Annotated in this window: 15 protein-coding genes and 1 tRNA gene; 3 read left to right on the top strand and 13 right to left on the bottom strand. The window is 67.2% G+C overall.

From position 1 onward, the window contains the following. Positions 1-273: 273 nt before the first annotated feature. A complete protein-coding gene (locus JIAGA_RS0104785) occupies positions 274-456 on the top strand; it encodes a hypothetical protein (RefSeq protein WP_026874783.1) in 183 nt (60 codons plus the stop codon). 169 nt (positions 457-625) lie between these two features. On the opposite strand, the gene JIAGA_RS0104780 is transcribed toward JIAGA_RS0104785, so the two are convergent. Together JIAGA_RS0104780 and JIAGA_RS0104775 are read right to left on the bottom strand one after the other, a co-directional pair. Then, positions 626-1,168 carry a hypothetical protein gene (locus JIAGA_RS0104780; protein WP_026874782.1) on the bottom strand — a complete coding sequence of 181 codons (543 nt, stop codon included), beginning with the start codon at positions 1,166-1,168 and terminating at the stop codon, positions 626-628. Next, positions 1,165-2,292: a hypothetical protein gene (locus JIAGA_RS0104775; protein ID WP_157552711.1), complete on the bottom strand. Its 1,128-nt coding sequence runs from the start codon at positions 2,290-2,292 to the stop codon at positions 1,165-1,167. The genes JIAGA_RS0104780 and JIAGA_RS0104775 overlap by 4 nt, the downstream gene beginning before the upstream one ends. Before the next feature lie 119 nt (positions 2,293-2,411). On the opposite strand from JIAGA_RS0104775, the gene JIAGA_RS0104770 reads away from it, so the two are divergent. Further along, the gene (locus JIAGA_RS0104770) at positions 2,412-3,203 is read left to right on the top strand and encodes a GTP pyrophosphokinase (RefSeq protein WP_084469470.1); all 792 of its coding nucleotides are present in this window, start codon (positions 2,412-2,414) and stop codon (positions 3,201-3,203) included. Positions 3,204-3,355: 152 nt separating this feature from the next. On the opposite strand, the gene JIAGA_RS0104765 is transcribed toward JIAGA_RS0104770, so the two are convergent. The 4 genes from JIAGA_RS0104765 to JIAGA_RS0104750 are packed head-to-tail and all read right to left on the bottom strand — an operon-like array spanning position 3,356 to position 19,618. Then, complete coding sequence (locus JIAGA_RS0104765; RefSeq protein ID WP_026874779.1) at positions 3,356-5,584, bottom strand: 3'-5' exonuclease; 2,229 nt, start codon at positions 5,582-5,584, stop codon at positions 3,356-3,358. 4 nt (positions 5,585-5,588) lie between these two features. Beyond that, a complete protein-coding gene (locus JIAGA_RS27580; RefSeq protein WP_035812094.1) occupies positions 5,589-12,056 on the bottom strand; it encodes a DEAD/DEAH box helicase in 6,468 nt (2,155 codons plus the stop codon). Next, entirely contained in the window at positions 12,053-16,696 is a 4,644-nt protein-coding gene (locus tag JIAGA_RS0104755; RefSeq protein WP_026874778.1) for an Eco57I restriction-modification methylase domain-containing protein, read from the bottom strand. Before JIAGA_RS0104755 ends, JIAGA_RS27580 begins: the two co-directional genes overlap by 4 nt. After that, positions 16,697-19,618 carry a helicase-related protein gene (locus tag JIAGA_RS0104750; protein ID WP_051425730.1) on the bottom strand — a complete coding sequence of 974 codons (2,922 nt, stop codon included), beginning with the start codon at positions 19,616-19,618 and terminating at the stop codon, positions 16,697-16,699. 315 nt (positions 19,619-19,933) lie between these two features. On the opposite strand from JIAGA_RS0104750, the gene JIAGA_RS27575 reads away from it, so the two are divergent. Further along, entirely contained in the window at positions 19,934-20,455 is a 522-nt protein-coding gene (locus JIAGA_RS27575; protein WP_157552709.1) for a hypothetical protein, read from the top strand. 321 nt (positions 20,456-20,776) lie between these two features. Here the strand turns inward: JIAGA_RS27575 and JIAGA_RS0104735 are convergent, their stop codons facing one another. The 7 genes from JIAGA_RS0104735 to moaC form a co-directional block, all read right to left on the bottom strand. Further along, entirely contained in the window at positions 20,777-21,367 is a 591-nt protein-coding gene (locus tag JIAGA_RS0104735) for a hypothetical protein (protein ID WP_157552707.1), read from the bottom strand. A gap of 136 nt (positions 21,368-21,503) precedes the next feature. Then, positions 21,504-21,576, bottom strand: a tRNA-Ala gene (locus tag JIAGA_RS0104730). Between the two features lie 67 nt (positions 21,577-21,643). Next, positions 21,644-22,549, bottom strand: a complete 906-nt coding sequence (gene sepX / locus JIAGA_RS0104725) for a divisome protein SepX/GlpR (RefSeq protein WP_483790125.1) — start codon at positions 22,547-22,549, stop codon at positions 21,644-21,646. A 140-nt stretch (positions 22,550-22,689) separates the two neighbouring features. After that, complete coding sequence (locus JIAGA_RS0104720) at positions 22,690-23,322, bottom strand: YceI family protein (protein ID WP_026874772.1); 633 nt, start codon at positions 23,320-23,322, stop codon at positions 22,690-22,692. Positions 23,323-23,450: 128 nt separating this feature from the next. Further along, positions 23,451-24,071, bottom strand: a complete 621-nt coding sequence (locus tag JIAGA_RS0104715) for a GNAT family N-acetyltransferase (protein WP_211239509.1) — start codon at positions 24,069-24,071, stop codon at positions 23,451-23,453. Then, positions 24,068-24,613: a MogA/MoaB family molybdenum cofactor biosynthesis protein gene (locus JIAGA_RS27570; protein ID WP_051426583.1), complete on the bottom strand. Its 546-nt coding sequence runs from the start codon at positions 24,611-24,613 to the stop codon at positions 24,068-24,070. Before JIAGA_RS27570 ends, JIAGA_RS0104715 begins: the two co-directional genes overlap by 4 nt. Continuing rightward, entirely contained in the window at positions 24,610-25,038 is a 429-nt protein-coding gene (gene moaC, locus JIAGA_RS0104705; RefSeq protein ID WP_157552705.1) for a cyclic pyranopterin monophosphate synthase MoaC, read from the bottom strand. Before moaC ends, JIAGA_RS27570 begins: the two co-directional genes overlap by 4 nt. Positions 25,039-25,043: the final 5 nt, after the last annotated feature.

The raw sequence follows: 25,043 nt of genomic DNA, 5'->3' as shown, positions 1-25,043 counted from the left end.
CCCCCCGTAGGCGCGGGCCGCCGCGTCCGGGATCGTCCGGGATCGTTGAACCGCAGGACCCCCGCCCGCAGGATTCGAGCAGACCGGTCGCCGCGGGACTGACAGCGCATGGCTTCCCGCGGTCGAGATCTCGACATGGGGGCGTTCACAGGCCAGACGATCGCCCGGCGTCGCCGACGGCGTTGTCGGCGGTGCATCGCGTTGGCCCTGGGTGGGATGTGCTCCGGGCCGGTGCCGACCAGGCACAGGGAGAACACTGAAGGAGTCAGATCGATGAAGTTCGCTACCAAGACTGTCCGGCGGGTTCTGCTGCCGATCGCCGTCGCCGGAGGCCTCGCGGTCGCGGGGGCCACGGGCGCCTCCGCAGCCGTGTACCCCGTCATCTGCTATCCCGACGGGTCCTACGTTCTGTACGACGACGTGAGCGGCAACTACGCCCTCATCATGCCGCGGTAATCACGCGGCGACGAACGCGTCGGCCCGAGTCCGGGGGGCACCGGGCCGACCGTTGCGGCGGACAGGCCTGGGCATCAGCGTGCGCCCAGGCCTGTTCCTCTTCTCGGGTCGACGTCCCCGGCGCCGGTACGGCTACTCGCCCGGATTGGCTGCGCGGCCGATCCGCAGGTCAGCGTTCGCCGGGCTGTTCCTCCCGCAGACCCCGCTCGACGAGATCGTGCAGCCGCTCCAACCACCCCTCCGGCGCCGGTCGGAAATTGATGCACTCCTCAGCCGGCCGCAGGATTCCGGCACGAACCTCGGCGTTCGTCAGGCCGCGGCGCTCCAACCAGGCGGCGGCGCCCGGGCTGGAACGCTCCGGGGTCTCCTTCACGGCGTAGATCATGTAGTCGGTCTGGCGCAGGTGGCCCCAATGTTCCGCCGGGACGGGGTACGGGTCGCCCGGCGGCGGCTCCGGCCCGAATGCGTCGTACCAGACGCCGCGCAACCACTCATCCGTCATCCACTGCGAATCGGCGGGCGACGCGGGCGGGAAGGACGAATCCCGGATGTGCGCGGCGAACTCATCCCGGAACGCTCGGTAGTCGCCGTCGTCATCATCATCGAGCATCTCCGGGACGTCTTCGCAAGCTTCGACGTAGAGCCCCGGCTCATGATCAGCCATGCTGAAGCCGCTGAAGAATGCCTTGAAGTTATGGCTCAGGGGCGTCACGTGAGGTCCTCCAGGCGTCGGTCGGTCGGGCCTTGCTTCTCAACCGGATAGCAAGTGATCAATTGCCATCGATTCCCGTCCCTCCTGAACACGAGCGTTGCTCCTGGGTCGGTGCCGGTGGCGATCGGATCGTATGGCACCCCGAACACCGTCGGCCGCCCTTCAGCCAAGCCATGCTCACGTGCCAGCAACCAATCCTGGCGCGTCTGCTTGGTGCCAGTTCCAGCCCCGAGGTATCCGCTGGCATCGCCGGCCTGGAGTCCCGCCAGCTGCGCGCTGACGTGGATGCCGATGACCTTCGCCTTCTTCTTGGTGTTTCTCTTCAAGAATTCGTCGATCCCATCTGCCTGCTCGTGTGCAGCTCGCAGGAAAGCCTCGATCGGGCGTGCCAGCGCCGCGGGAGAGGTGAATCCACCCGAGACAGGACCGCACCAGTGCGTGGACTCAACCGGCCCCGCGGATGTGATCTGCCAAGATTCGTCACCGGAGGGATCCTTGACCCACAGGAGTCGGGCCAGCTGGGCCTGGTCGGAGATCTGCGGTCCGTGGCGCTCCACCGTGTGGCAGATGCTGTCACGCAACAGCCGGACGCATTCCTCCCGGAAATCGTTCGGGAGCTTGGCACCCACCGCAACCTTGACGTCGTCGGCGGCGGCATCGGAGACGATTGGCACCTGGCCGGCCGCGTCCACGTCGAGAGTCACGCTGCGTTCTACGGACCTCAACAGGTCGGCGACGTAGTCGCGGGCGAAGCCGGCCGGGAAGGCGTGGGTCAGGTCGGCGGCCGCTGCCGACGCCGTCAACGCCGGCACCGGGCCCAGGCCGTGCAGCGGCGCGAGCAGCCCGAGCAACTGGTGCACCTCCGCGACGAACGGCGCCCGGGCGTCGGCGAGGTTCCGCGACAGTTCTGCGCTCACCGCGCCGCCGAGGCCGGCGATCTCATCGGCCAGACCGGCCCACGGTGGCATCCGGACGCCCACCAGGACTCGCGCGACGTCGCGTACGTGCTCGCGTGACTCGTCGGCGACCTGCTGGACCTGCCGGTCGACCTCGACGCAGGCACGCAGCAGGCTCTCGATGGCAGCACGCAGCTCACCCTGGCTACTCGACCCCGCCAACGCCACGCCCACTCCTCCCTGCACAGGCGGGATCGACGATACGGGAGGCCGGGCCGCCTCCGCTCGTGCTCAAGTGCAGCCGGTCACATCTCGGGCGGGCCGATACAGTGGCACGTACCATCGGAATGGTGGAAGAACTCGCGCGGGCCGACGCCAGCAACTCCCCTTCAATCTCCACCATCGTGGGTGAGGCGACCGAGGTCCTCGCGGAGTTTCGCCAGCTCAGGGACGAGTTCTCGCGGTTCATGCTGTCGTACAAGTTCGGCATGGACGAGATCACCACGAAGGTGCGGATCCTCCAGGAGGAGTTCCGGGCCATCCACGTCTACAACCCCATCGAGCACGTGGCGTCGCGGCTCAAGTCGCCCGAGGGTGTGCTCGAGAAAATGCAGCGCAAGGGCTGCGAGCCGACCTTCGAGCGGATCCGCGAAGAGATCACCGACATCGCCGGCGTCCGCGTCACCTGCTCGTTTGTCTCCGACGCCTACCACGTGTTCGACCTGCTCACCGGCCAAGAGGACGTCACCGTCGTCACGGTGAAGGACTACATCAGCAACCCCAAGCCGAACGGGTACCGCAGCCTGCACGCCATCGTCGAGATCCCGGTCTTCCTCTCCGACGGGCCGACGCCGGTCCGCGTCGAGGTCCAGTTCCGCACCGTGGCCATGGACTTCTGGGCCACGCTCGAGCACAAGATCTACTACAAGTACGACAAGCAGGTCCCCGACGAACTCCTGGTCAGCCTCCACGAAGCGGCGATGACGGCCGCCAAGCTGGACGAGGACATGGAGCGCCTGCACCGCGAAGTCCACGGCGACCCGCACGAAACAGTTGAACCGACACCAGGCGGCCTCGAACTCCCCGAGAAGGTCGTCAGTCAACTGTTCCGCCAGCGCGCCGCCCTCCGCGAACCCTGACATGAGACCGACGTCGCAGCAATCCTCTTGAGCTGGGGTTTCGACAGAGACAGCCTCCTTCCGGCGCTACAAGTCGGCCGTCACCTACCCTCGTGACAGAACCCTGACCGATGTAGCAGCTCGGCCTCTGGTCGATCGCGTTCGGCTCACCTTCATCTGCTCTCCCCCCGGTCCGTAGGCAGAGGGTCGAGGAATCCAGAGGGTTTGCCATGCCAGGTGAGAACGAGTTCCTCTCGGGCACGCGTCATTGCGACGTAGAGCAGGAAACGCTCGCGGTTGGCGACGTCGTCGCGCTCGTCCGGCGGCATGCCGTTTAGCGCGCGGATGGAGGGAATCTGGTTCTCGTCGATACCGACCAGAATTACCTTGCGGAACTCCAGGCCCTTGGCGCGGTGCATGGTCAGTAGGCTCGGCGCCTTACCTGTCCACGATTCGTCGCCGACGACAGCGTGTACGGGCACACCCCGGTCGGTGAGGCCACGTTGTATCAGGTCCCGGGTCCGCGCGCTTCGCGCCAGTACGCCAATTGTGTGCGGCTCCAGAGCATCGTCTGTCTGCCACGCCTTCACCCGGGCGGCGACCTCGTCGAGTTCGTCGCTCATGCTGCTGCACGCGACTACGTTGGGCGCCGGACCGTTCATCAGGGACCGGTATCCGACCATCGTCTCCGGTTCCCCTTCAAGGTCGGTGACGTCGTGGCCCTCGAGCAGGCCGATGGCAAAGGAGAGATTCTGCGCCGTGGTCCGGTAGTTGAGGGTGAGCCGGCGGGATCGACCGCGTACCGCGATGCCAAATCTGCTCAGCACCACCTTCTCGCCATAGATCCGTTGGTGCGAATCCTCACAGATGAAGAGGTCGTTCGACTCCTCGGCCACGAGCGCGCGGAGGAGCCGCCAATGGCCGGCGTGCAGATCCTGTGCCTCGTCGATCACGACGTGGTCGGCCAGCCGTTCCCCGGTGAGCTCGAAGTGGGTGTCGAGTGCCATGGCGGCGAGTGCGGCCAGTTCGGGGAAGCTCGCCTGCCGTTTCATCGCGAGCCGACGGCGATAGGTTTCGACCAGCGACCACACGGCGAGGCGCTGGGCGCGCCCAAGACGCGTGCCACGTCCCGGCCGCGGCGCCCGGGCATAGGTCGCGGAAGAGTCGATCTGCTGGCCGAGAATCACCATTCGGTACTCCGACCGTAGGAAGTCGGGTCGCGCGAGTTCCGGGGGAAGGTCGACGCCAGCCTGGTCGATCACGTCCTGCCAGAGATTGCGGTCATCGACGTCACCAAGCGGGCTAAGACCGCGCGGACCGGCGTTGAGCAGGGGCGAGTCGATCTTCTCAAACACGCGCGAGTCCACGGCATAGAGAACTTCTCTGGCGAGCTTGTCAACGCCACGGACGACAACGCCGTCCGATCCGACTGGCCCGCCCGTCTGGACCGACGGGTCGAGTGCGTCGAGGTCGCGAGCGAGGTTTTTCGCCAGGGTGGTCGTATACGTCGTTAGGACGATGCGCGAGCCAGAGCGGCGGGCGAGCGCGCGGGCCCGGTGGATGGCGACGACGGTCTTGCCCGTTCCCGCGCCTCCGCGAAGCCGGAATGCCCCGTTATAGGTTCGGCGCTCCGCGTACTGTCGCTGTTCGGGATGTAGGAATGTGCGCCATGCCTCGAACGGGCCCTCGAGAACCTCGCGGAGCGCATCGTCGCTGTGCACGGTGACGAAGTCCATCTGTGAACCTGGCTGTGCGAGCGCGGTATCGATGTCTGTTGATCGCGGAACTTTGTCGAGGCGTTGCACACCGACGTTCTCGAGCGCGTCCTCGATCGCAATACCGGTAGCCACGGAGAGCAACACGTCCGCTTGCCACGACGGTGCGCCATGGAGCGCATCGAGAAGCGCGTCCTCGTCGGCGGCCGCTATCGCCGCCGCGGCGAAGCGCGGAGTGATCCCAATCTCCTCGAATTCCATTGCCTGGAACGACGCCAACGGTCCGACCGGCTCGGTAGCCTGACGCGCGATCGGCGTCGACGCGGATACTGTGCCGGTCACCTGCTCGTCGATGTCCTCGAGTACCTCCAGGACACCGTTCACGGGGTTCGTGCGCAAGACCGCACGCTCGGCGTATCGGTTGGCGTCGTCGTGCTGTTTGATGGCCGCCAGGACGTACGCCTGCTCGGGATCGTCGCGGACGAGGAACATCACGGCTCGGTAGCCATCGTTGACCCGGCCGGTGCGCACACGAGGATCACGCGAACCGGCGATCGGCTCGATGTGCAGGCCCGGAGCGGTGGGATCATTCATTACCTTGCGGACGAAGTCCCACGCCCGGTTTTTCAACGACCCGTCGACATCGATGTCCTTTGTGAACTGTTTCGACATGGTGACCGAGGCCATCGCGTCAGCCGCCTCCTGTGGTATCTGTGCCGAGTAACGTCTTCACCCGAGCCGGTAGGTCATCGTCCCAAAGACCGGCGACAGTCCACCCCTCGCCGGCCAGTTCGTGGCCCTGGACCGGTGAGAATACGACGGCCACGCGGTGATTCGGCCAGGCGATATCGATGGTGACGCCCGTCCCGGTCTCGTGCCCTTGCTCCGGTAGCGGGACGCCGGCTTCTGCGAGGGCGCGCAGGACGCGAAGTTCGATCTCGTCGACGGCGGTGTCGAACAAGGACTGCCAGGCGGGGGACACGACGGCGACGGTGTCGTCCGGTGGTGTGAACGTGTAGTCGACGGCGCGAGGCGGGTGTGACACCGCAGGTCCGGCAAGGAGTGACTGGGTGGTGATCAGCGGTGGCCGCGCGGCGAAGCCGAGGATATTGGAGAGCGCGAGCCACGTACGCCAAGCAGCGCCCGACTCGTCAGCTTCCAGCGCGGCGCTGGTGTCATCGACGGCCAAGATTGTCGTGATGTCTAGCGCAGGTGGCGCCGGTGTGGCGGCCGCGATCACGCAGGTCGAGTCTTGCCACCACCAGCCGGCGAGACCGCCGGGATCGGTCGGCGGTGCGGGTGCACCGGCAAGCGCTGCGAGCACTACACCCGGCAGCCGTTCGAGGTTCCATTCGCGCCGGTTCTGATCCATGAAAGCTAGCGGCAGAATCGATGCCAGCGATCTCCACCGAGCGGGCTCAGGATTCGCGACCCATGTCAAGATCTGAGTCACCGCATCGGCGGTTATCACATCGTCGCCGACCGATCCGGCCGACACGAGTTCCCGACCGCGCAGGCGGGCGAGGTTCGTCCGGACGTGGTCGGTGAACCACGTAGGCGGTGGAACAGCCGCGCCTTCGGTACGGGCCTCGAAGGCATCGAGATCGGCCGTGGTCACCGCCCACACGACATGCCCAGCTTGCCGCAGAATCGCGCGCTTCTCGGCGTCGTCGGCGAGATTGTTCGCCCGAGGATGGGAGTGGAAGCGCCGTCCGTCGGTGTAGATATACATGGCCGGGACGGATGTGTCCTCTGTCATCAACACGAAGTCGGGCCGCGTGCCGTGCAATCGGGGTTGTGGTCGCAGCGCCCACTGGCGGCGCATGTCTCCGGGCACGCCGATGTGCACGACCGTGCCATCTACGTGGGGCTCTTCACGAATGTCTGCGCCGCGCGCACGGAGTGCGTCGACCAGCGTGGCGCGGAACCGTTGTTCAAGGTGGCTCTCCGTCGATTCCAGCACCACGTCGGTCAGCGACGAGATCTCGGTGACCGACCACGGCGAGTCGTCCGAGGCGCCGGCGTTCTCCCGGCCGGAGTCCAGGATCTCCCGGAGCAGTTGTTCGGCACGGGCACGTGACGTGTGCTCGACCATCTGTGGTGGCGCGAACGGCATCAGACAGCGGTGGCACGCCAGCACCTGTTCCTCGCGGCACGAGCAGGTGGAGAGCACGTCCAGTGCCGCGGACAGCACGTCGTGCACGCGGCTCGGTCGGGCGAAGTCAGCCAGGTACCCGGTTCCGCCAGGCACGGTGTCGTGGAGAACGAGCACGATCCGGTCCTGACCATCGACCGGGGCGTGAGCCTCTACCACGTCGAGATGGTCTGGCGCGCCACCGATGACTTCCCGCAGACCAAGCAGCAGAGCCGCCCGGAATGAGGCGCCGGCGAAGGTGTCTCGGGTGAAGTGCGGCGGGATGAGGAGCTGGACGGCCTGTGTCCGGAGGCTGCGCCCAAGCGCAACCGTCTGCCAGTCGATATCGAGGTCCCGACGGTGTGGACACCAGCCACGGTGACGTGCCTCGTTCTCGTCGCGGCGCTGCGCCGACGGGACCACCCCACAAGCTGGACATACCCGGAACAGGGGCGCCCGGATCTCATTGCCCGCCAGCACCCGTTCGGAGCCGGAACGCTGCGCCAGTCCGAGATTGACCCAGCGCACCAGGCACTCCCGGACGTACTCGGCGCCGAACGGATACCCGTCCAGGCGCCACGCGCCCGACACCCGCGCTGGGTCGACGTCGACGAGGGGGACAACCGAGAACGAGGTCTGCACGCGATCGTCGTTGCCATCGGATATCAGCGCCTCGTCGCGGAAGACCTCAGCTGAGACTCGTTCGAGGGGGATGACGTCGAGACGCTGACCCACGTCACGAACCGCGGCGTCGCCACACCGGGGGCATGCCTGTGACGGCGGACCTACGGTGGCCTGCTCGGCCACGGACCATCCGCACCGCGCGCATACGATCCAACGCTCGCGCACCATGTCAAGGCCGGGGCCGACGTCGACGGCGTCGATCGCGATCGCGACGCTCTGGGCGTAGAACGTGGCGCCGGGTGCGAAGTCGGTGAGAGCGACCGAGGCACCACGCTGGTAGGTCTGCGGCTCGTGGTGGAAGTCTCCGGTGTCATGGTCGTACCAGCGCAGTGAGACATCGAGTTGCACGGTGTCGTCGAGCAGCGTGTAGTTCGGCAGGACACCGCGTTCCTCCAGTGCGTTAATCCAGTATTGACCACGCAGGGCAGCCCGGCGCATGTCGAGGGCGCGTTGCTCGGCCTCGGCCGCACGACGGTTGCGCTGGTCCTCGTCGGTGGCGGTGGCACGTTCAGCTGCCTGGATGAGTTCGGGCAGCGAGTCCGCCAAGGCGCCGGACCGTCGCCCCAGGTCGTCCAACTCGTGCTGGTACGAGCGGATCGCCGATTGAAAGATGTGCTCCACTCCGCTGACCTCGTTGTCCGGGAGCTCAACGCCGGCCCACGCGCGCAAGGTGGCGGCGGTGTCGGGTGCGACGAGGTTCCCGAAGAGTCCCAGAAATCGGGACGTGTACTCATTGGCTTTGATGCGGGCGTCGGAGAGCAGGTCACCGATCCAGGTTCCGGTGTCCCAACCGGAGGCGAGAACCTGACGGGTGGCACCGCGCCCGGACGGCGGATCGGGTACACCGCTGCGGACTCGCTGGTCGATCAGGAAGGCGACGTACTGGCGCTGAAGGATCTCGATCGCGTCCAGATAGGTGGCCGGCGGTCGGATTTCGCCGTCGATCAACGACGTGGGCTCGTTGAGCCGCTGAAGGTTCTGACCTCGACCGCGTACGTACCCGAGGACGAGCGCGTTCCCAGTCAGGCGACCGGCCCGCCCCACCCGTTGCTGGTACGACGCCACCTCGCGGGGCAGCGATCCGAGCATGACCGTGGAGAGGTCGCCGATGTCGATGCCCAGCTCCAGCGTCGGCGTCGCGGCGAGCACATTGGGGACGTTGGGGCCACGGCCAGACTTGAACGCCTCCTCGTGCTCCAGGCGCACCTTGTCCGGCAGGAGTGACGTGTGTTCGCGGGCAACGACCCGCCGGATCCGACTGCTGTCGTACAGCTCGCGGTAATAGTCGGCAGCCAGTGCGTGCCTGTGCAGGCGGCCCGGGCAACCTTGACGTAGGCAGGCCGCGCCGTCGAGATCGGTGATGGTCGCCTGCGATCCCGGCGTGACCGTGTGGCACACGTAGCATCGCAGCGCATGCTCACCGTCGGCCAAAGCGCCGTCGCCGGGAATGTGAACCACCACCAGATCGGGCGGGATGCGATACACCCGAGCGCCGGAGTCGGTGGCGGTCTCCGTGAGCCATCCCTCCTGGGCGGCGCGGGCCAGGAAGGCGCCGGTGATGACGCCACCGTCGCGGGGTGTGGTGCCGAGCTGGCGGACCGCCCATCGCGCGTACCAGGATGCGTGCCCGGTGACACTATCGAGGCTCTCGCGGGCAGCCGACGTGGTGGGGAATGCGGGCGAGGGGCGACCTCGGGGGAACGCGGGCATGCCGTCGTCGCGGTCGCGGCGTCGCCGGCCGCCAAGCAGAAACCACCGATTCCCGTCGCTGCGCAGGTAGGCGTCGAGCCAGGGATGGTGGACTCCACCTTGCACGCGCATGCGCTCGAGCACACCGCGCGCCCAACCAGACACGAGGGTGGCGTCGATGCCCACGCCCAACAGCTCATCGAACTCGGGCGAGAAGCTGTGCTGCTCGCGTGCTTTCGACAGGGCTTCCGCGGCGGCGCGTCGGAGCCGGTCGCTGGTGCCCACGTCGACCTCGGCCACGGCGGAGCCCGTCAGCTCCAGTGTCCGTCCAGTGCGTGACTGGAGGCCGAACTCCAGGGCCAGGTCGAAGTCCAGGCGAGCCTTCACCGCGTGACGGGCAGCCCGCTCTTCCCGCCGGTCGCCCTCCATCGTCCAGTAGCGAGCGAAGCGCTTGCGGTCGGCGAGCTCGGGCGGGATGAGCGCGTACCGGGCGTGGGGGTCCTCGCCTGCGGCGGCCATCATGTCTGCCGCGACATCGGGTAGTGGCATCGGATCGGAGCTTAAGGCGGACCGGACGACTGACCTTCGGCTCATGGTGTGTGATCGCGCCTGGACGAATCCCGCTGTGTAGGCGGCGTCCTGCACACTGTCCGTGAACAGCAGCGTCTTCTTCTCCGCCGATTCCAGCGACTCCGATCCGAACAGTGCGTTCAGGCTGACCGATGCCAAGGTGGAGGAGCGAGTCCCCAGGAATCGGATCGAATCCTTCTGCTGACAGGACGGGCAGACTTCATCGCGAGGTCTGAACCGACCGTCCCAATCGGTGAGGACAGGGACGTGCCGAAGCTCCTCGTCGTCGTCGGATGGCGATTCGGCCAGTACCTCTCGGCTTCGCAGGTCCAGCCAATACAGTCCGTCGACGGTGACTGAGCCGCCGCTCTGGTCGACGGCGGCCGCCTCGCCCCCGGCGAAGATCAGGGCGCGGTATCGATCATTGCCGGTGAGTGTCGCCTGTCGCGCAGACTTGGCGTCAGTGTCGAGGTTCGAGCCTGTGACACTGCGCAGCGAACCCCACCCCGAACGTCCGCAGTTCCGGCAGTAGATCGCCGGCTGGTAGAGCCCTGCGTCGTAGCCGGCCATGCCGTCGTCACCCCAGCGGAACCGTGGCGTCGACGACACGAGCCGGTCCACGCGGGACACCTCGCGGATCCACAGTTGCACGTCGACGCCGAGGAACCGTCGCGCCTCGTGGCCATCGAGCAGGTCGGCACGGATCAGCGACAGCAGGCCCAGATAGGCATCGACGATGGCAACCCCGTCGGCGCGGCCCACGCTGGTGTCGGACGGAAAGAGGGCGCTGGCGAGCTCGCTCAATGCCACCGGCCGCTGAGCATGCTCGAGCAGTGCCAGCGTGAGCGGATGATCGGTGACGACCTCGCTCAGTGCGCGCGATTCGCGGATCCGCCGGACCTCGCGAGACGTCAGCTCGGTCTGGTCTCTGTTAGCGCGTTCGACGACCAGTGCGATCAGCGCATTGATGGCGGCGATTGGATCCGGCCCGGCCTGCCGGATCGCCGTCGCGGTCGTTGCCGCATCGACGAGGTCTCGTGGACGGTAGGAGACTCGGTCTCCCGTTTCGGAGCGGGCGGCTGCGTCGGCCCGGCGTCGCTCCTCCTGCCACTGGTCGACCGTGACCCGGTCCTCGGTGATGACCGCGTCCGGATCCATGGACCGGCCGAACACGGTGGCGGCGAACTCGCGCATCGCCTCCGTGCCCGCCGTGTCTCCTGCGCGACGTGTGTCGCCCGCCGTCGTTCCGAGCGTGGCCGACGTAGCGACAGGAGTGACGTCACCGAGCGGCGCTCCGTCGCGGGCGATCCCCAGCGCCGCGCCGAGGCGCCGCAGCAACATGGCGACATCGGTACCCTGGGCGCCGTCATACGTATGGAACTCGTCCAGGACGAGATATGTCAGCGACTCGGGCGCACCATCCCACAACGCCACGTCGTCGGACCGGAGCAGCAGCTGGTCGAGCATCTTGTAGTTGGTCAGCAGAATGTCCGGCGGCTCGTCCCGCATGATCGTGCGGTCGGTGATGAGTCCGTCCTTGCTGACTTTCGTGCGCGAGCCGCCCACGCCCGTGTAAAGGCCGGCGGTCAGGCCGCCGAGACGCGGGTCCTCGGACAGAAGTGTGGCTATCCGGCCGGCCTGGTCATTGGCCAGCGCATTCATCGGATACAAGATGAGCGCTTTGATGCCGCGCTGACCGGCGCTACGGGTGCGCAGGGCATGGTCGATAACCGGGTAGAGGAACGCCTCGGTCTTACCGGAACCGGTGCCGGTGGTCACCAGCGTCGGCAATGGCGCGGCATACTTGCTGGACAGCCGCTCGAATGCCCGCGCCTGGTGACCGTACGGCGTCCACTCGGGCGGGTACCAGTCCAGCGGGACCGACCAGGTGCCGTCGGCGGGCCGGAACGGCAGCCGTAGCCGCACATAGGGTCCGCGGAAGATGCCGTTGTCGGGGTCGGCAAGGAACGCTTCGAGTGCGGTCCGGACGTCGTCGTCGGTGAGCGCGAACGTCGTAGACAGGTACGCGGTGAGGGCACGCCGCAGGTCGGCCGCCTGCAGCGACGGCAGCAGCGACGTCACGGCGCTGCCTCGTCGGCAAGCCGGCTGAAGTGGTCGTGGGCGAGCCGGTAGTCGCGTTCGCGGTCGACCGTGAGGAACGGCGTCGCATAGGTCATGCCGGCGACGGTCAACCCTTCGGCAGGTATGGCACCCTCGTGCTTGCGGTACTCCTTCGCCAGCTCGCGCGGCACCTGGCGGCCGTGTGCATCGTAGAGGGCCTCCCGCTCGTACTTCTGCAGTACCGGGAACTGGGTCCGGTAGATCGTGACCAGCTCGTCGGCGGTGATGCCCAGCATCACGGCGACGATCGCATCGATCTCCACCAACGCCTGCCGCCGGTCGGCGTCCCGGCGCAGCGGCGTGTCCCACGACCACGCCGCCTCGACATCGCCGAGTTGCCGTTTGTCGATGTTGACCGAAGAGTCCAGCCCAACGCCCGGAGCCCACACGTCGGTCGTCCAGTCTTGAGCGAACAGTTCCTCCCACAAGGGCGCGTACGGCCGCACCAGACAGTTTAGCCGGAGCGTCCGCAGAACGAGTTGTTGCTCGACTGGGTGCCGCCGAATGTGGGGAAACCGTTGAACAACCCCGTGCTTGAGTTCATTCGTTTCAGAAGCCTTGACTAAGAAGTCCACTGGCAATGAGACCCATAATCCCGCGGCGACCACCAAGTCGCAATATTCAGCGCCGACAAGTGCGCTCCGAATAAGGTCGACGTGCGCCGGTCCCGGAGGGATGATCGCGGCGTGCAGGGTTCGCACTGTCGCGGAGTCCGCCATCCTGCGCCAGGCGAGGCGGAAGTACTCGGCGCTCGGGCGGTCGCTCCACCGGGGATAGCCGGAAATGTACTCCGGGTACGACTTTGCTCGCTGGTAGTTCGTCCGTGGAATGAAGTCTGCCGGTATACGTTCGAGATTGTTCTCAGTCGTGTCCTGTCGACCTGTGGCATTCTCGTTCGGCTGTTGATAGAGCGGATTTGCCACAGTCAGGTGCGGACCCTGCAGTATGACGTCTGACCACGACGTCGGCGTGGCGGAACGGCCGTCGAAATAGCCCCTCTTGCGGTCGGCAGACTCGTGCCATCCTGCAGTCCACTCGAATTCAAGATCACCTAGTCTTGGCGATCCGGCCATCTTCGCGAGAACGTCGGCACTCGCGCGGTTGACCGGATACAGCATCCGAGCCTCACGCGCTGGCGTTCCAGGTTCGTCAATCAGAGCGGACCATGTGCCGAGTACGGTTTCATCGACATGGACGATACGTTCGGCATGCGGCCGGACGTCCCAGCGGTCAGCGAAATCACGTACGCCCGGAGCTTCACCGGAGCCATCGTGAGTCATGGATCGGTCGATCACAGACGGATCATAGATCCAGCCAGCATGAACGAAACTCACGTCGTGAGATTGACCATAGATATGCAAGCCAAAACTACGCTTGTCACTGATCTCACTGAAGACGTAGGTGTTGTTCTTGAATGCCCAATGGCGACGCAGGCGCGAGTAGGCTTCCCGGCGCAGGCCATTTGCTCGAAGCTCGGTAAAGTGGGACTCCATGTGGATGAGCCCGGCGATGCCCTGCGGGCTCATGGACCGCCAGGTGCGTTCCATGAAGCAGCGGTAAAGGTCCGGCTGTAGGCCACGCAGCACTGGGCGATCGACGTCGCTGGCGAGGTGTTCGTTCATCCCGGCTTGGGCTGCACGTTCGTCGAGGAAGGCATCGAGTGCGCCGGAGAGGGCGAGGGTCACCTCACGCCGCTCGCGCTTGATCTGCTCGGCAGGCTTCGAGGTCAGCTGCCACCACGGGTCGTACTCGGCGAGAGCTGCGGGCTCATCCCAGAAGGGACGGACCCAGGGCGGGTTGCCAACCTGGAGGTCGAAGCCGCCTCGGGCGAACACCGGGGCGAAGTCGAGCTCCCAGTGGAAGAAGCCTTGCTCCTGGGCGATCTGTTCGGCGACGTGCAGCCAGGGGTACTTCTGCTTCGCCAGGTCGATCTGCTGTGTCGAGGTGAAGCCACGGTCGTGGTCCTCCGCGTCGTCCAAGCCGTGCCAGTCGAGGTTCCCGGTGAATGCCGCCTGGCCCTTGCGGTCACGGTCGGTCTCCTTGGCCTGCACACCAAGCACGGCTTCGAGTCCGTCGAGCCACGTGTCCCACGTCGGCGGTTTGATCTCCTCGCCGGAGTCGGGATCGGTGCGAGGTGTCACCGGCCAGTACCAGAGCGCGCACCAGGCGTCCATGATCCGGCGCAGCCGCCGGTAGGCACCGTTCTCGTCCTCGAGGACACGTTCGACGTCCTCCCGGGTGACGGCGCCGGTTGTCTCCGGCAGCTCGCCGTCGGCCCCCCACACGTCGATGTGGCGTCGGATCTCGGCCTCGGCGATCTCCAAGCGGCGTCGGGCGAAGTCCCACAGCGTCTCGACCCGCTGCGCCATCCGGACCAGCCGGTCACGGTCGCGCTTTGTTGGGTTCGATCGCACCGCTCGCCGCCACTCGCGCAAGCGCTCACGGGCCTCAGGCGCATACTGCTTGGCCTCGGCGGTGTCGGCGACGGCACCCCAGCCCATGGCCGGAAGGAGGAAGTGGTGTACACCACCGTCCATTGTCGCGTCGGTGTCGTGCAGCGGCACGTCCCGAGGTACGGCTTTGAGCCACTCCCGCTTGGTGAAGTGCTTGCTCGGCGAGTAGACGGCGCGGCGCGCTCCGATCAGTGAGTCACCCCGGCGCAGGTGCAGGCCGAACCACGGCGCCTGCAGCCCGGCGTGCATGGTGTCCAGCCACAGCGATATCTCGGCCAGCTCGACGGCGGTGGCGTTCAGGTCGACGCCGTACACCTGATGCAACGCCAGGTACGCCTTGACCCGTTGAAGCTCGCGCGGATAATCCTCGGCGGGGATCTGCTCGCTGAGTTCCTCCTGACGGCGTTCCAGATACTTCGCCGCGAGCTGGCGGACCGCCTCGATCGCGAACGCCCCCGAGCCGAGAGCTGGCTCACACACCGTCATACGCAGGATGTCCAGCGCCGGTGTCGTCTCATCGTTCTGGTCGAGCAGTTCGGCGAGAGAGTGCTTCACCACCGACCGGGTGAGCACCTCCGGGGTGTAATAGGACGCCGAGCGTTGACGCTCGCGGCTGGCCAGGCGGTACACGAACGTGCCCTGCCGGTGGATCACGGGTCGCGGCTCACCGGTGGCCGGGTCCTCGTCCCGCACGAAATCGTCGTCAGCGATGTCGCCGGCCCGGTCGACCGGCACTACCCACGTCCCCTTCTCGGGTTTCCCGCCCGGCGCCACCTCGTACAAATCGGTCTCGGCAATGAACCCGGAGTACGACATCAACCCCTCGTAGACGGCACCGAGCTGATTGATACCGAGCTCGGCGTAGGAGATGAAGCCCCGGTCCCGGCCCTTCGTCGCCTTCGTCAGCAGCAGGTGCCGCAGAACCTGCTGGACCGCATCGTTGCCCAGGCCCACCTCGGCAATGTGCCGGGTCGCGTCCTTCTTGAACAGGTCGGCACGCAGGGCGTGGAACGGGACGTCCTCGGACGGGTGGCCGGTGTCCACGAGGTCGAACAGGCGGCGCAACGACGCGTACAGGTGCGTTCCGTGCCTCGACTGCTCGGACGTGAGCTCGACGAGGGTGAGGTCGCGCAGCCGGTCCAGGCCGTAGCCCTTCTCGTACTCCGGTGTCCGCGACGGTACGACGCCGAGCTCCGGATCAGCCTCGGCATAGAGTAGGAACAGGATGCGGTAGAGGAACCGCAGCGACTCGCGAGCGAGATCGTCGGCAAGACCGGACACGCCCTCGACCGCCAGACCGCGGCCGCGACGCCGGCGGACGACCTCGTTGGCGATGATCTCCACCGACAACCGGATGCCCTCGCGCAGATCCTTGGACACACCGACCGTGTGCTGCACAGACTCGTCGAGGATCGCGGTCCACAGCGTGCTGCCGTCGGCACTGGGGAGCAGCGTGTCGCCGCCCAGGAGTGCGGCGACGTGGTCGATCTCACCGCCGCTGCGGATGTCGCGACGTTCCCCGACGAGACTGAGGTCGACGGCCAACCAGCGCCCCTCCGGCCATCGAGTGCGCTCGGCGAGCAGCGCCCATCGGCCGGCCTGCACCAGGACGAACGGCGGCGGATCGTCGGCGAGGAAGACGGTCGAGACGACGCGGGCGGTGACGTCGTCGGGCTTGCCGTCGATGAGTGCGGGAGTGAGGAGTCGGCCACTCCCGCTGTCGGTGTCCAGGACCTCCTCCACCGCGTGGACAGGCATCGCCTGAAGGATCACCAGGGCGGTGCCGGTAGGAGTCGGATGGGCGACTGCCGCCGGGATACGGATCTCGGCGCCAGAACGCTCGGCCAGCCAGTCGACGGCCTCGCGGTCCAGGTGGAGCGCCCGGCGTAGGAGGGTGTGCAGACGGTGGACCTCGTCGCCTGTCGCAGCTGGTGTCACGTCGCCCAGCGCCGCAACCGCGGCGGCGATGTCGGTCGCGCGGGCGGTCAGGTCCGATCGCGGAGTGGATTTGCCGAGTTCCTCGTACTCCTGCCAGGTTTTGCGCAGCCTGAGGACGTGGGCGAGGAACGTGTCCTTGCGGGCGTCGCTGGTGAGGTAGTGCTCGGAGATCCATTCCTCGCCGACGACGACGGAGTCGAAACGCGCCATCTATGCGTCACCGCCGTCCGAGGGCTGGGGGACGATAACCACGAGCGGTCGGACCAGCCGGTGGTCCGGCCGCAGCGAATCCGCGATCTCCTGCTCCTGCGAGACGCGGTCGGAGAGGCGACGCACCTTGCTCAGTCCCGAACCGAACAGCTCGAGCTCGAGTTGCTCGGCCTTGTCCCGCCAGCCATTGGCACGTTGCGACCACGTATCGATCCGTTCGCGGAGTTGCGCCACGTGGTCATCGGCGGAGCGTTCGAGTTCCTGCGTGGCCCGATCCACGGCGGCCGGCACCAGGTCGCGGTGGCGGTCGGTGATCTGGACCGCTCCGGAGTTGATCCCCCCGGCGCGCAGCCCGGTCGGGTCCAGGCAGGACAGGTCGGCTTGTGCGGTGACGATCGGAAAGGTGGGGTCGCCGCCGGGGAACACCACGGTCAGGTACTGCCGGCTGACCACCTGTCCGCGGTTGTTCATCAGCGTGCCGAGAACCAGCACCAGCGGATCGTCCACCGCGCCGTACACGACTGACACCTCGTTGCGGCCACGCGTGGCGAGTACCTTGTCGGCGGCCCAGTCGAGCACCGGGTGCAACGGCGACAGGTAGTGCGCCTCGGGCCACGTGGAGCCGCCGACGCTGTTGCGTGCCGCCTGCAGGTGCTGGTTCGCGACCTCCGTCGACGTGGCCAGCAGCAGGCGCTCTTTGACCCGTCGCTCGGAGACGTACGACTGCGGCAGCGCATCCATGCGGGTGCGCAGATCGTGCGGCGGCCGTAGCTCGACCAGTCCGCTCCCCCGGTGTTCCGTCCACCCGACGCCACCACTACGTGTCCGCCCGTCGTCGGCGGGCGGCCGTGCCGGGTCGTCGTAAGCCTCGGCCAGGGCGTGCTCCAGGAAGGCGAGATCGGTGGCGAAGAACTCGTAGGTATCGCTCACCGGCGGTGGCGGCGGCGCGTCGTCGCCCGCCGCGGTGAACAGCGCATCGAAGGCGGCGAACGGGTCGTCGACGTCCGCGGTGTGCGGGGCGGGGATGACCTCGTCGATGTCCGTGCCACGGGCCAGGGTCTTCTTGATCTCGTCCTCTTCGAGAGCGACGGAGTGCTTCCCCATCAGTGAGGCAGCGTCGCCGAGGGTGGTGTGCGCCTCGTGCTCCTTGGCCAGTAGTCGCTGCAGGACGCGAATATCGCCGCTGAAACGGTCATCGGACGGGACGAGTGCGAGGGCCGCGATCTGCGGCGGGTGTAGTTGCCCATACCGGTCGATCCGGCCGTTGCGCTGCTCGATGCGGATGAGGCTCCACGGGATGTCGACATGCACCAGATGGTGGCAGTGGGCGTGCAGGTTGACACCCTCGCTGGCGACGTCTCCAGTGATGAGCACGCGGACCGGTGACGTGGCCTTCTTGAAGTCGTCGACGATCTGCTGCTGCTCGACGTCGGACAGCTGACCGTGCAGGATCGCGAACTGGTCACCCTTCATGCCGAGTGCGGTCGGCAGGATCTCGCGGAGCCAGTTCAGCGTGGGGATGCGTTCGGCGAACAACACGACTCGGGTCCCCGAATCATGCGCGACACCGATGCCCTTGATGTGATGGACGAGGGCGGCGATCTTGCCGCCGGGCTCCGCTCCTCGGAACGACGCACGGTCAGCGGTCATGCCCTCGACGGCGAGTTCGCCGAGCCGTTCGAGCGCAGCCAATTCGCGGCGTTGGCCTTCGGTGGTGGCCTCGCCGATGCGCGTGATCCGCTCGGTGACCGTGGCGTGCAGTGCTGCCGACGACGACAGGAACGCCTTGGCGAGCGTCCATGGGAACAGGGCGGTGGTGGCGCCCGAGTACGGAGAGGCGCCGCTCGCCGGGTGCAACCAGGCGCGGGACAGCTCGTCGGCGATCGCGTCCTCGGCCTTGGACGCCGTCACCGAGACGATCTTCGGTGCGGGCCGGAGTGCCCAATGGTTGCCCACCTCGGCCGCGACATCCTCGGAGTGGCGGTGCCTGCGGATGAACAGCCTGGAGACATCCCGTACGTCGTACTCGCCATCGGGGCCCACGGCCGTCGCGTCGAGCAGGCGCAGCAGCTCGCCGAACGACTCCTTCTTCCCATTGTGGGGTGTCGCCGACGCGAGGATGAGCGCCTCGGTGTTGGGGGCGAGCACTCGAGCCAGCTCGTTATTGAGGGTGCCCACATTGGTGAGGTTGTGCGACTCGTCGATGACCACGACGTCCCAGCGCTGCTGCTCCAAGTAGGCGCGGTAGCGTGGGCTTTTCAACGTGTCAATCGAGACGATGATGCGCTTGAAATAGGTGAACGGGTTCCGGGAAGCCGGGAGTACTTGGCGGACCCGCTGCAGGCCGCCTGAGTCGAGTCTGACCAGTGGCAACGCGAACCGGGCCCACAGCTCCTGCTGCATCTGCTCAAGGACATGCCTTGGCGTGACGACGAGGACCCGATCGGCTCGACCACGACGCGCCAGCTCCGCGATGACCATGCCGATCTCAAGAGTCTTTCCGAGGCCGACCGCATCCGCGATCAGAATGCGCGGGCGCAGGTTGTCTTTCGACAGTGCCTGGGCAACCGCTCTGCGCTGGTACTGCAGGGGGTCGATCAGCATCGTGTGCGAAACGTGCAGGGTTGGATCGCCGAACGGGACCGGCGTACGGCGAAGGGTAGCCTCCAGCCATAGCCTGGTGCGCCTGTACCGAGGGGAGTCGTCGGCGACGAGGACGGCTCGGCGGGGGTCGAGGACATCGATCTTGGTTTCAAGCTCTTCGAGGAACGTCGCCTCAGTTTCACGGACCAGTTCGGAGAGGCCGACGACGTCGATGCGCCGACGGCCGCCGGGCGTGCCCTCGATGCCGGTCACGATCCAGTCCTCGTCACGGATCACTACTACCGAGCCAGGCGCGATCGTCAGCTCATCGTCCCCCATTTGCCACACCTCTCTGCGGTCCGCCCCACCGATAGGTGAATCTTGCCAGTCGGATGTAGGACACAAAAGGGAGGGCCGCGGTGATGTACGGCCTGGAGCGACCTGTATGTCTCGGTCAGGGAGCGGTTAATGCTCCAACCATGTTCCCGGGGCAATGGCTGGCACCTGCGCCCTATCAGTAGGCGCGCGGTAAGCACAACTCGACGAGCACATCGCCTATGTCACATCTGAGCCTGCTGCCGGCGCCCGCTTCCTCGCTCGGCTCGTCGTTGCGTGCTTCACATCTCGCGCCTGAAGATCAACTGTCGGTGCTTCGTGGCATACTGGGACGACTACGACACGTGCCAACGGCCGGCACCCCTCAGTACGCGCTGGGTCGAGGAACAATGGGCCCACGGACTCACCTGGGCGCTCACCGACAGCGGCTACGTCGACCAGGCTGCCTACGACGACCTGAATGTTCTGTTCCGACATGCGGAGGCTTTTGAGGGCGATACCCAAGGCCAATTCATCCTGGCCCTACCTCTGGACGAATATTGGCTCGGCAAGGGCGCCGAGTACGTTCGGTCGCTCATCGACTCCTACGGCCGGCCGGTCGCCGTCATGCTCGGTGCAGTGGGTGATCCGCTGCGAACCAAAGATGCGGTGCACGGCTTCCTGTATCTGCTCGAATCGCCGACGCCAATGGCTGTACTACGAACAGATCAGTCAGCGGTAGGCGCCTTGGCTGCCGGCGCGGCCTTCAGCACTATGGGAACGACCGCGAGCCTGCGCCACATCATGCCTCCGAGGGGCGGCCCGCGAGTGTCCAATGACTTCTCCGTGCTGGTTCCGTAGGCGCTGAGCTACCACCTGTCGGAGAAGGTCAGCATGGCGATCAGCCTTTCTCCGGAGAGCCACTACTGGCGTTGCATGTGCGTGCGCTGCCAGCACGCTCGCCTGGACACCATCCTCGACGGGGACCATGCGTACGCCCACAACACGCACGCCATCGTCGATGTCGTACGACACGTCCTCGATGGCGGTGGCAGGAGAGAAAGCCTCCTCTCGTGGCGAGCGAAGTGCTCGCTTGCGTTGGACATCCACGACGACATCAGGAGCACAATGGTCAATTGGACCCGGCCGCCGTTGCTGAAGGCCTGGGCGGAATCCGGCGCTCTACTCAGGTAGTCGGCCGGAACGGATCGCCCAGTCGAATAGTTGCTCCCCGAACAGACGCAACCAGATCGGCGACATGGCGCTGCCGGCTCGGGGCCCGGGGTCACCGGGAACGACGACCTGTGGCCCCGCGGCACGAACCGAAACCACCGCCGTCCCCTGAGCGTCGCATTCGGCCAACGTCATCGTCCTGGGGTTGCCGTGCGGCGCGACCATCACGACGGTGCGGGCGATGCCGCGCAACGACGCATGCTCCTGGTACGCCGTCGCGAGCGGCGATACCCCGACGAACCCCACGATCCGCAGCACCGGCGGTATCTCAGCCGACGTCGCGACGTCGGTGAGGACCTGCTCGACGAGCTTGGGATGGAGCAGCGGCGCGGCAGTCTTCCGTTGCATCAACGCGTCCCTGTCCCAGGTCACGACGGGGAACGTGCTCGCGCAGACGAACCGGACCATAGGCAGCAGGGTCGCCGAACCCCAGAGCTGCTCGGCCACACGCTCGGCAGCCTCCACGGGTGGGGAGTCGCGCCGCCATTCTCGCGCCATCGCCGCCGTCCAGCGCGCGGGCGACAGCCGATACCGATGCACCGCACCGGCGATGGCCGTTTCGCGACCTCTCGCCCCTACCACGCTGACCGAATCCGTGCGCTCGCCATCGTGACCCCCGAAACGAAACAGGGCCAACCCGAATGGGTTCGCCCTGTGTCTGACTGGATGTAAGAAGTGGAGCTGAGGGGACTCGAACCCCTGACCCCCTCGTTGCGAACGAGGTGCGCTACCAGCTGCGCCACAGCCCCTGGAACCTGGGAGACTTTACCATCCGGACCACGCCGAGAACGAATCGGCAGGACCATGGGGCGACCGTCAGTCGCCGACGGCGCGGCGGTGCTGGTGTTCGTGCGCGGACTGCTCGTCGGAGCCGCCGTCCGCCGCGGCGCCGTCCGTCCCGGTCGCTGCCGCCGGCCGGTCAGCAGGTGCCTCCGCAGGCTCGCGGCGGGGAAGCTCGATCGAGCTGGCGGGGTCCAACCGTCCCGACGTCCAGGCGCCGGACGAGCTGAGGTCGATCTTCCGCGCGGCTGCCCGCGGCGCCTTCGGCTTGGTCAGGTAGGTCGGCAGCGGTACGGGCACCGGCGACCAGCTGTCGTCCGTGGCGTCGGCAACGGGCTCCTCGTCCGAAGGCAGGACCAGTCGCCGGCCTGCGGCCTCGATCTCCGCCGCTTCCGCCGCCGCCAGCTCGGCATCGAGACGCGCCTGCTCAGCCGCCGCCCGCCGCCGCGCCGCGGCCCGACGACGCTCCAGGACCCGTCGCCGTTGTGCCTGGGCGACGACGGCCCGGCGGGCGCTGAACACGAACAGCAACGTCAGCAACCCCGGCACGCCGGGCAGCCAGCCGGGCACCGGCCCGGCGACGGCCAGTCCCACGGCCGCGACAAAGGCACCGAGCAGTACCACCATCAGCCGGCGTCGCCGCCTGGCCGCGGCGGCGAACAGCTGATCGACCGAATTCACGGACGCCTCCGAGGTAGCTGCCGATGCAGCTGCCTGAACAGCCGGCGCCCCCGCCACCGGACTTTCGAGTACGGATTGTTCAACGACCCGCCCATGTGGTGCTTGGGGCGGGCCGGTTCGACGGGGCAGGACGCGAACTCCTCGCGCCGCGTCGGCTTCTCGGGCCCGGTCGACCTCTTCGTTGCGCCGGACCCATCGGGGCACGAGAAAGGCGGCCCACGCTGCGACGATCGCCGCGTAGATGAGTCCGCTGTACCCCATGCCATAGAACGCTACGATGCGCGGCATCCCGCACGTTGGACCTGCACCGGTGTGTCGTCGGTAACAGGTGTGACTGGTGTGACGACAGCACCCCGCCGACGGCCCCAACTGCCCACCGACCCAGTCGAGCGACGACGCCCTCAGGTCATCCGGATCGCTTGCGCCCGGATCTCGATCTGGATCTTCCGCGACACCAGCCAGCCGCCCGCCTCGAGCGCGACGTTCCAGGTCATGCCGTACTCCTCGCGGTCGATCTCGCCCGTCGCGCTCAGCGCCAGCCGTTCGCCGCCCCACGGGTCGCCCTTGACGCCGTCGATGGAGACGTCCAGTTCGATCGGGCGGGTGACGCCGCGGATGGTCAGGTCGCCGACGCACACGAACTTGCCGGCGCCGCCGCGCCGCCGGCGCACCATCTGACCGTTCACGATGGACCACTTCGGTCCGGACTCGCCGCCGTGCACGTGCCGCGAGACGAACTGCATGGTGGGGAAGACCTCGATGTCGAGGAAGTCGGGGCTCTTCAGGTGGGCGTCGCGGTCGGCGGCGCCCGTGGTGATGCTGGCGGTTTCTATGACGGCCGACGCCGACGACTCCAGTGGGTCCTCGGCGATGTGGACGGTGCCTTCGACCTTCTCGAACCGGCCGCGCACCTGCGTGACCATCAGGTGGCGCGCGACGAAGCCCGCCGTGGTGTGCGATGCGTCGATCTCGAACACCCCCGGTGTCGGGAGCATCGCACCGTTCCAGAGGCGTACACCCGCCGAGTCGTTCATGAATCGTCCCCCGTGGCGAATTCATATCACTTTGCGCAGAAAGCTAGCGCAGCAATAATCGCACAGGAAAACATCAACAGAACGTGACGGAATGGCGAATACCACTCACCGAGCGTTATCGGCCTAGGTCAGGGCGCCATGCGGGATGATCGCCAACGGCTCAACAACCCGTCCGGGATCTCTTCGACGGTCAACGCGAAGGAGCGATGATCACGCCATTCACCGTCGATGTGCAGCAATCGCGGCCGCAATCCTTCTTCACGGAATCCGAGCTTCTCGACCACGCGCAGCGAGGCACGGTTCTCCGGCCTGATGTTGACCTCCAGGCGGTGCAGCCCGGCTACGAAGAAGCAGTAGTCCACCGCCATCGCCACCGCGGTGGGCATGATGCCGCGGCCTGCGAGGTCGACGTCGAGCCAGTACCCGACGGTGCCCATGCGCGCGGAGCCCCAGATGATGTTCGAGACGTTCAACTGGCCGGCCAGCCGCCCCTCGTAGGTGACGGCCCACGGCAGCGCCTCGTCGTCGCGGGCCTGCGCGGTGTGCAGCCGGACCATCTGCCGGAAGCTCATGGTGTAGGGGTCGTTGGGCGGCGGCGGAGTGGCCTCCCAGGGCCGCAGCCAGGCGTCGCTGCGCGCGCGGATCTGCGTCCACGCTCGCGCGTCGCGTCCGTTCAGCGGCCGTAGCCCGACCGGCCCCTCGGTGATCTCGACCGGCCACCCCAACCGGCCGCCGGACCTTCCTCTCACCGGTCGCTCCCGTCTCCCCCGCCGTCGACGACGTCCGCGCCGGTCCCCGGGTGGTCACCGGCCGCCGGCCGCGGATGGTCGCCACCCCGGATCTGGTCGACCGCATGCGTGAGCACCGGGGCGAGCACCGCCAGCCCGTCGCGGACCCCGCCCGTCGACCCGGGAAGGTTGACGATCAGTGTTCGTCCGGCCCGCCCGGCCACGCCCCTCGACAACACAGCGGAGGCCACGCCGCCCGCGACACCGTAGGCGCGGATCGCCTCGGCCAGCCCGGGCACGTCCGCCTCCAGGACCCGCCGCGTCATCTCTGGCGTGTGGTCGGTGGGGCTCAGCCCGGTGCCGCCGGTGGTCACGATCACGTCGTACCCTGCCGCGACGCCCTGGCGCAAGGCCTGCTCGACGTCGTCGCCGTCGGGAACCACCGTCGGGTCGGACACCGCAAAGCCCAGGGAGCGCAACCGCTCCACGATCAGCGGCCCGCCGCGGTCCTCGTACACCCCGGACGCGGCGCGCGTCGAGACGGTGACCACGAGAGCCTTCATCCGCGCCGCCATGTGCCGGACTTCCCGCCGGTTTTCTCCTCGATGCGGATGTCGCTGATGACGGCGCCCTTGTCGATGGACTTGACCATGTCGACGACGGTGAGCGCGGCGGTCGCGACCGCCGTCAGGGCCTCCATCTCGACACCGGTGCGGTCGGCCGTCCGCACGACGGCGACGATCTCGACGGCGTCGTCGACCACTGACAACGACACGTCCACACCGTGCAACGCCAGCGGGTGACACAGCGGCACCAGGTCCGGCGTCTTCTTGGCGCCCTGGATGCCGGCGATGCGGGCCACGGCGAGCGCGTCGCCCTTCGGGACCCCGTCACCGCGCAGCGCCGCGACGACCGCACGCGAGACCAGCACGCGACCGGACGCCGTCGCCGTCCGCACCGTGACGTCCTTGCCCGAGACGTCGACCATGCGCG

Origin of the sequence: Jiangella gansuensis DSM 44835 (assembly GCF_000515395.1) — a bacterium.
Lineage (GTDB): Bacteria > Actinomycetota > Actinomycetes > Jiangellales > Jiangellaceae > Jiangella > Jiangella gansuensis.
The sequence above is the reverse complement of the archived record's forward strand: the minus strand, read 5'-3'. Positions and strand labels throughout refer to the sequence as shown.

Bases quoted from the DNA above. Each gene is read 5' to 3' on its own strand.
- JIAGA_RS0104785 (WP_026874783.1), top strand. From the start codon at position 274: ATGAAGTTCGCTACCAAGACTGTCCGGCGGGTTCTGCTGCCGATCGCC.
- JIAGA_RS0104770 (WP_084469470.1), top strand. From the start codon at position 2,412: ATGGTGGAAGAACTCGCGCGGGCCGACGCCAGCAACTCCCCTTCAATC.
- JIAGA_RS0104765 (WP_026874779.1), bottom strand. From the start codon at position 5,584: ATGGCCTCGGTCACCATGTCGAAACAGTTCACAAAGGACATCGATGTC.
- JIAGA_RS0104755 (WP_026874778.1), bottom strand. From the start codon at position 16,696: ATGGCGCGTTTCGACTCCGTCGTCGTCGGCGAGGAATGGATCTCCGAG.
- JIAGA_RS0104750 (WP_051425730.1), bottom strand. From the start codon at position 19,618: ATGGGGGACGATGAGCTGACGATCGCGCCTGGCTCGGTAGTAGTGATC.
- sepX (WP_483790125.1), bottom strand. From the start codon at position 22,549: ATGGGGTACAGCGGACTCATCTACGCGGCGATCGTCGCAGCGTGGGCC.
- JIAGA_RS0104720 (WP_026874772.1), bottom strand. From the start codon at position 23,322: ATGAACGACTCGGCGGGTGTACGCCTCTGGAACGGTGCGATGCTCCCG.
- JIAGA_RS27570 (WP_051426583.1), bottom strand. From the start codon at position 24,613: ATGAAGGCTCTCGTGGTCACCGTCTCGACGCGCGCCGCGTCCGGGGTG.
- moaC (WP_157552705.1), bottom strand. From the start codon at position 25,038: ATGGTCGACGTCTCGGGCAAGGACGTCACGGTGCGGACGGCGACGGCG.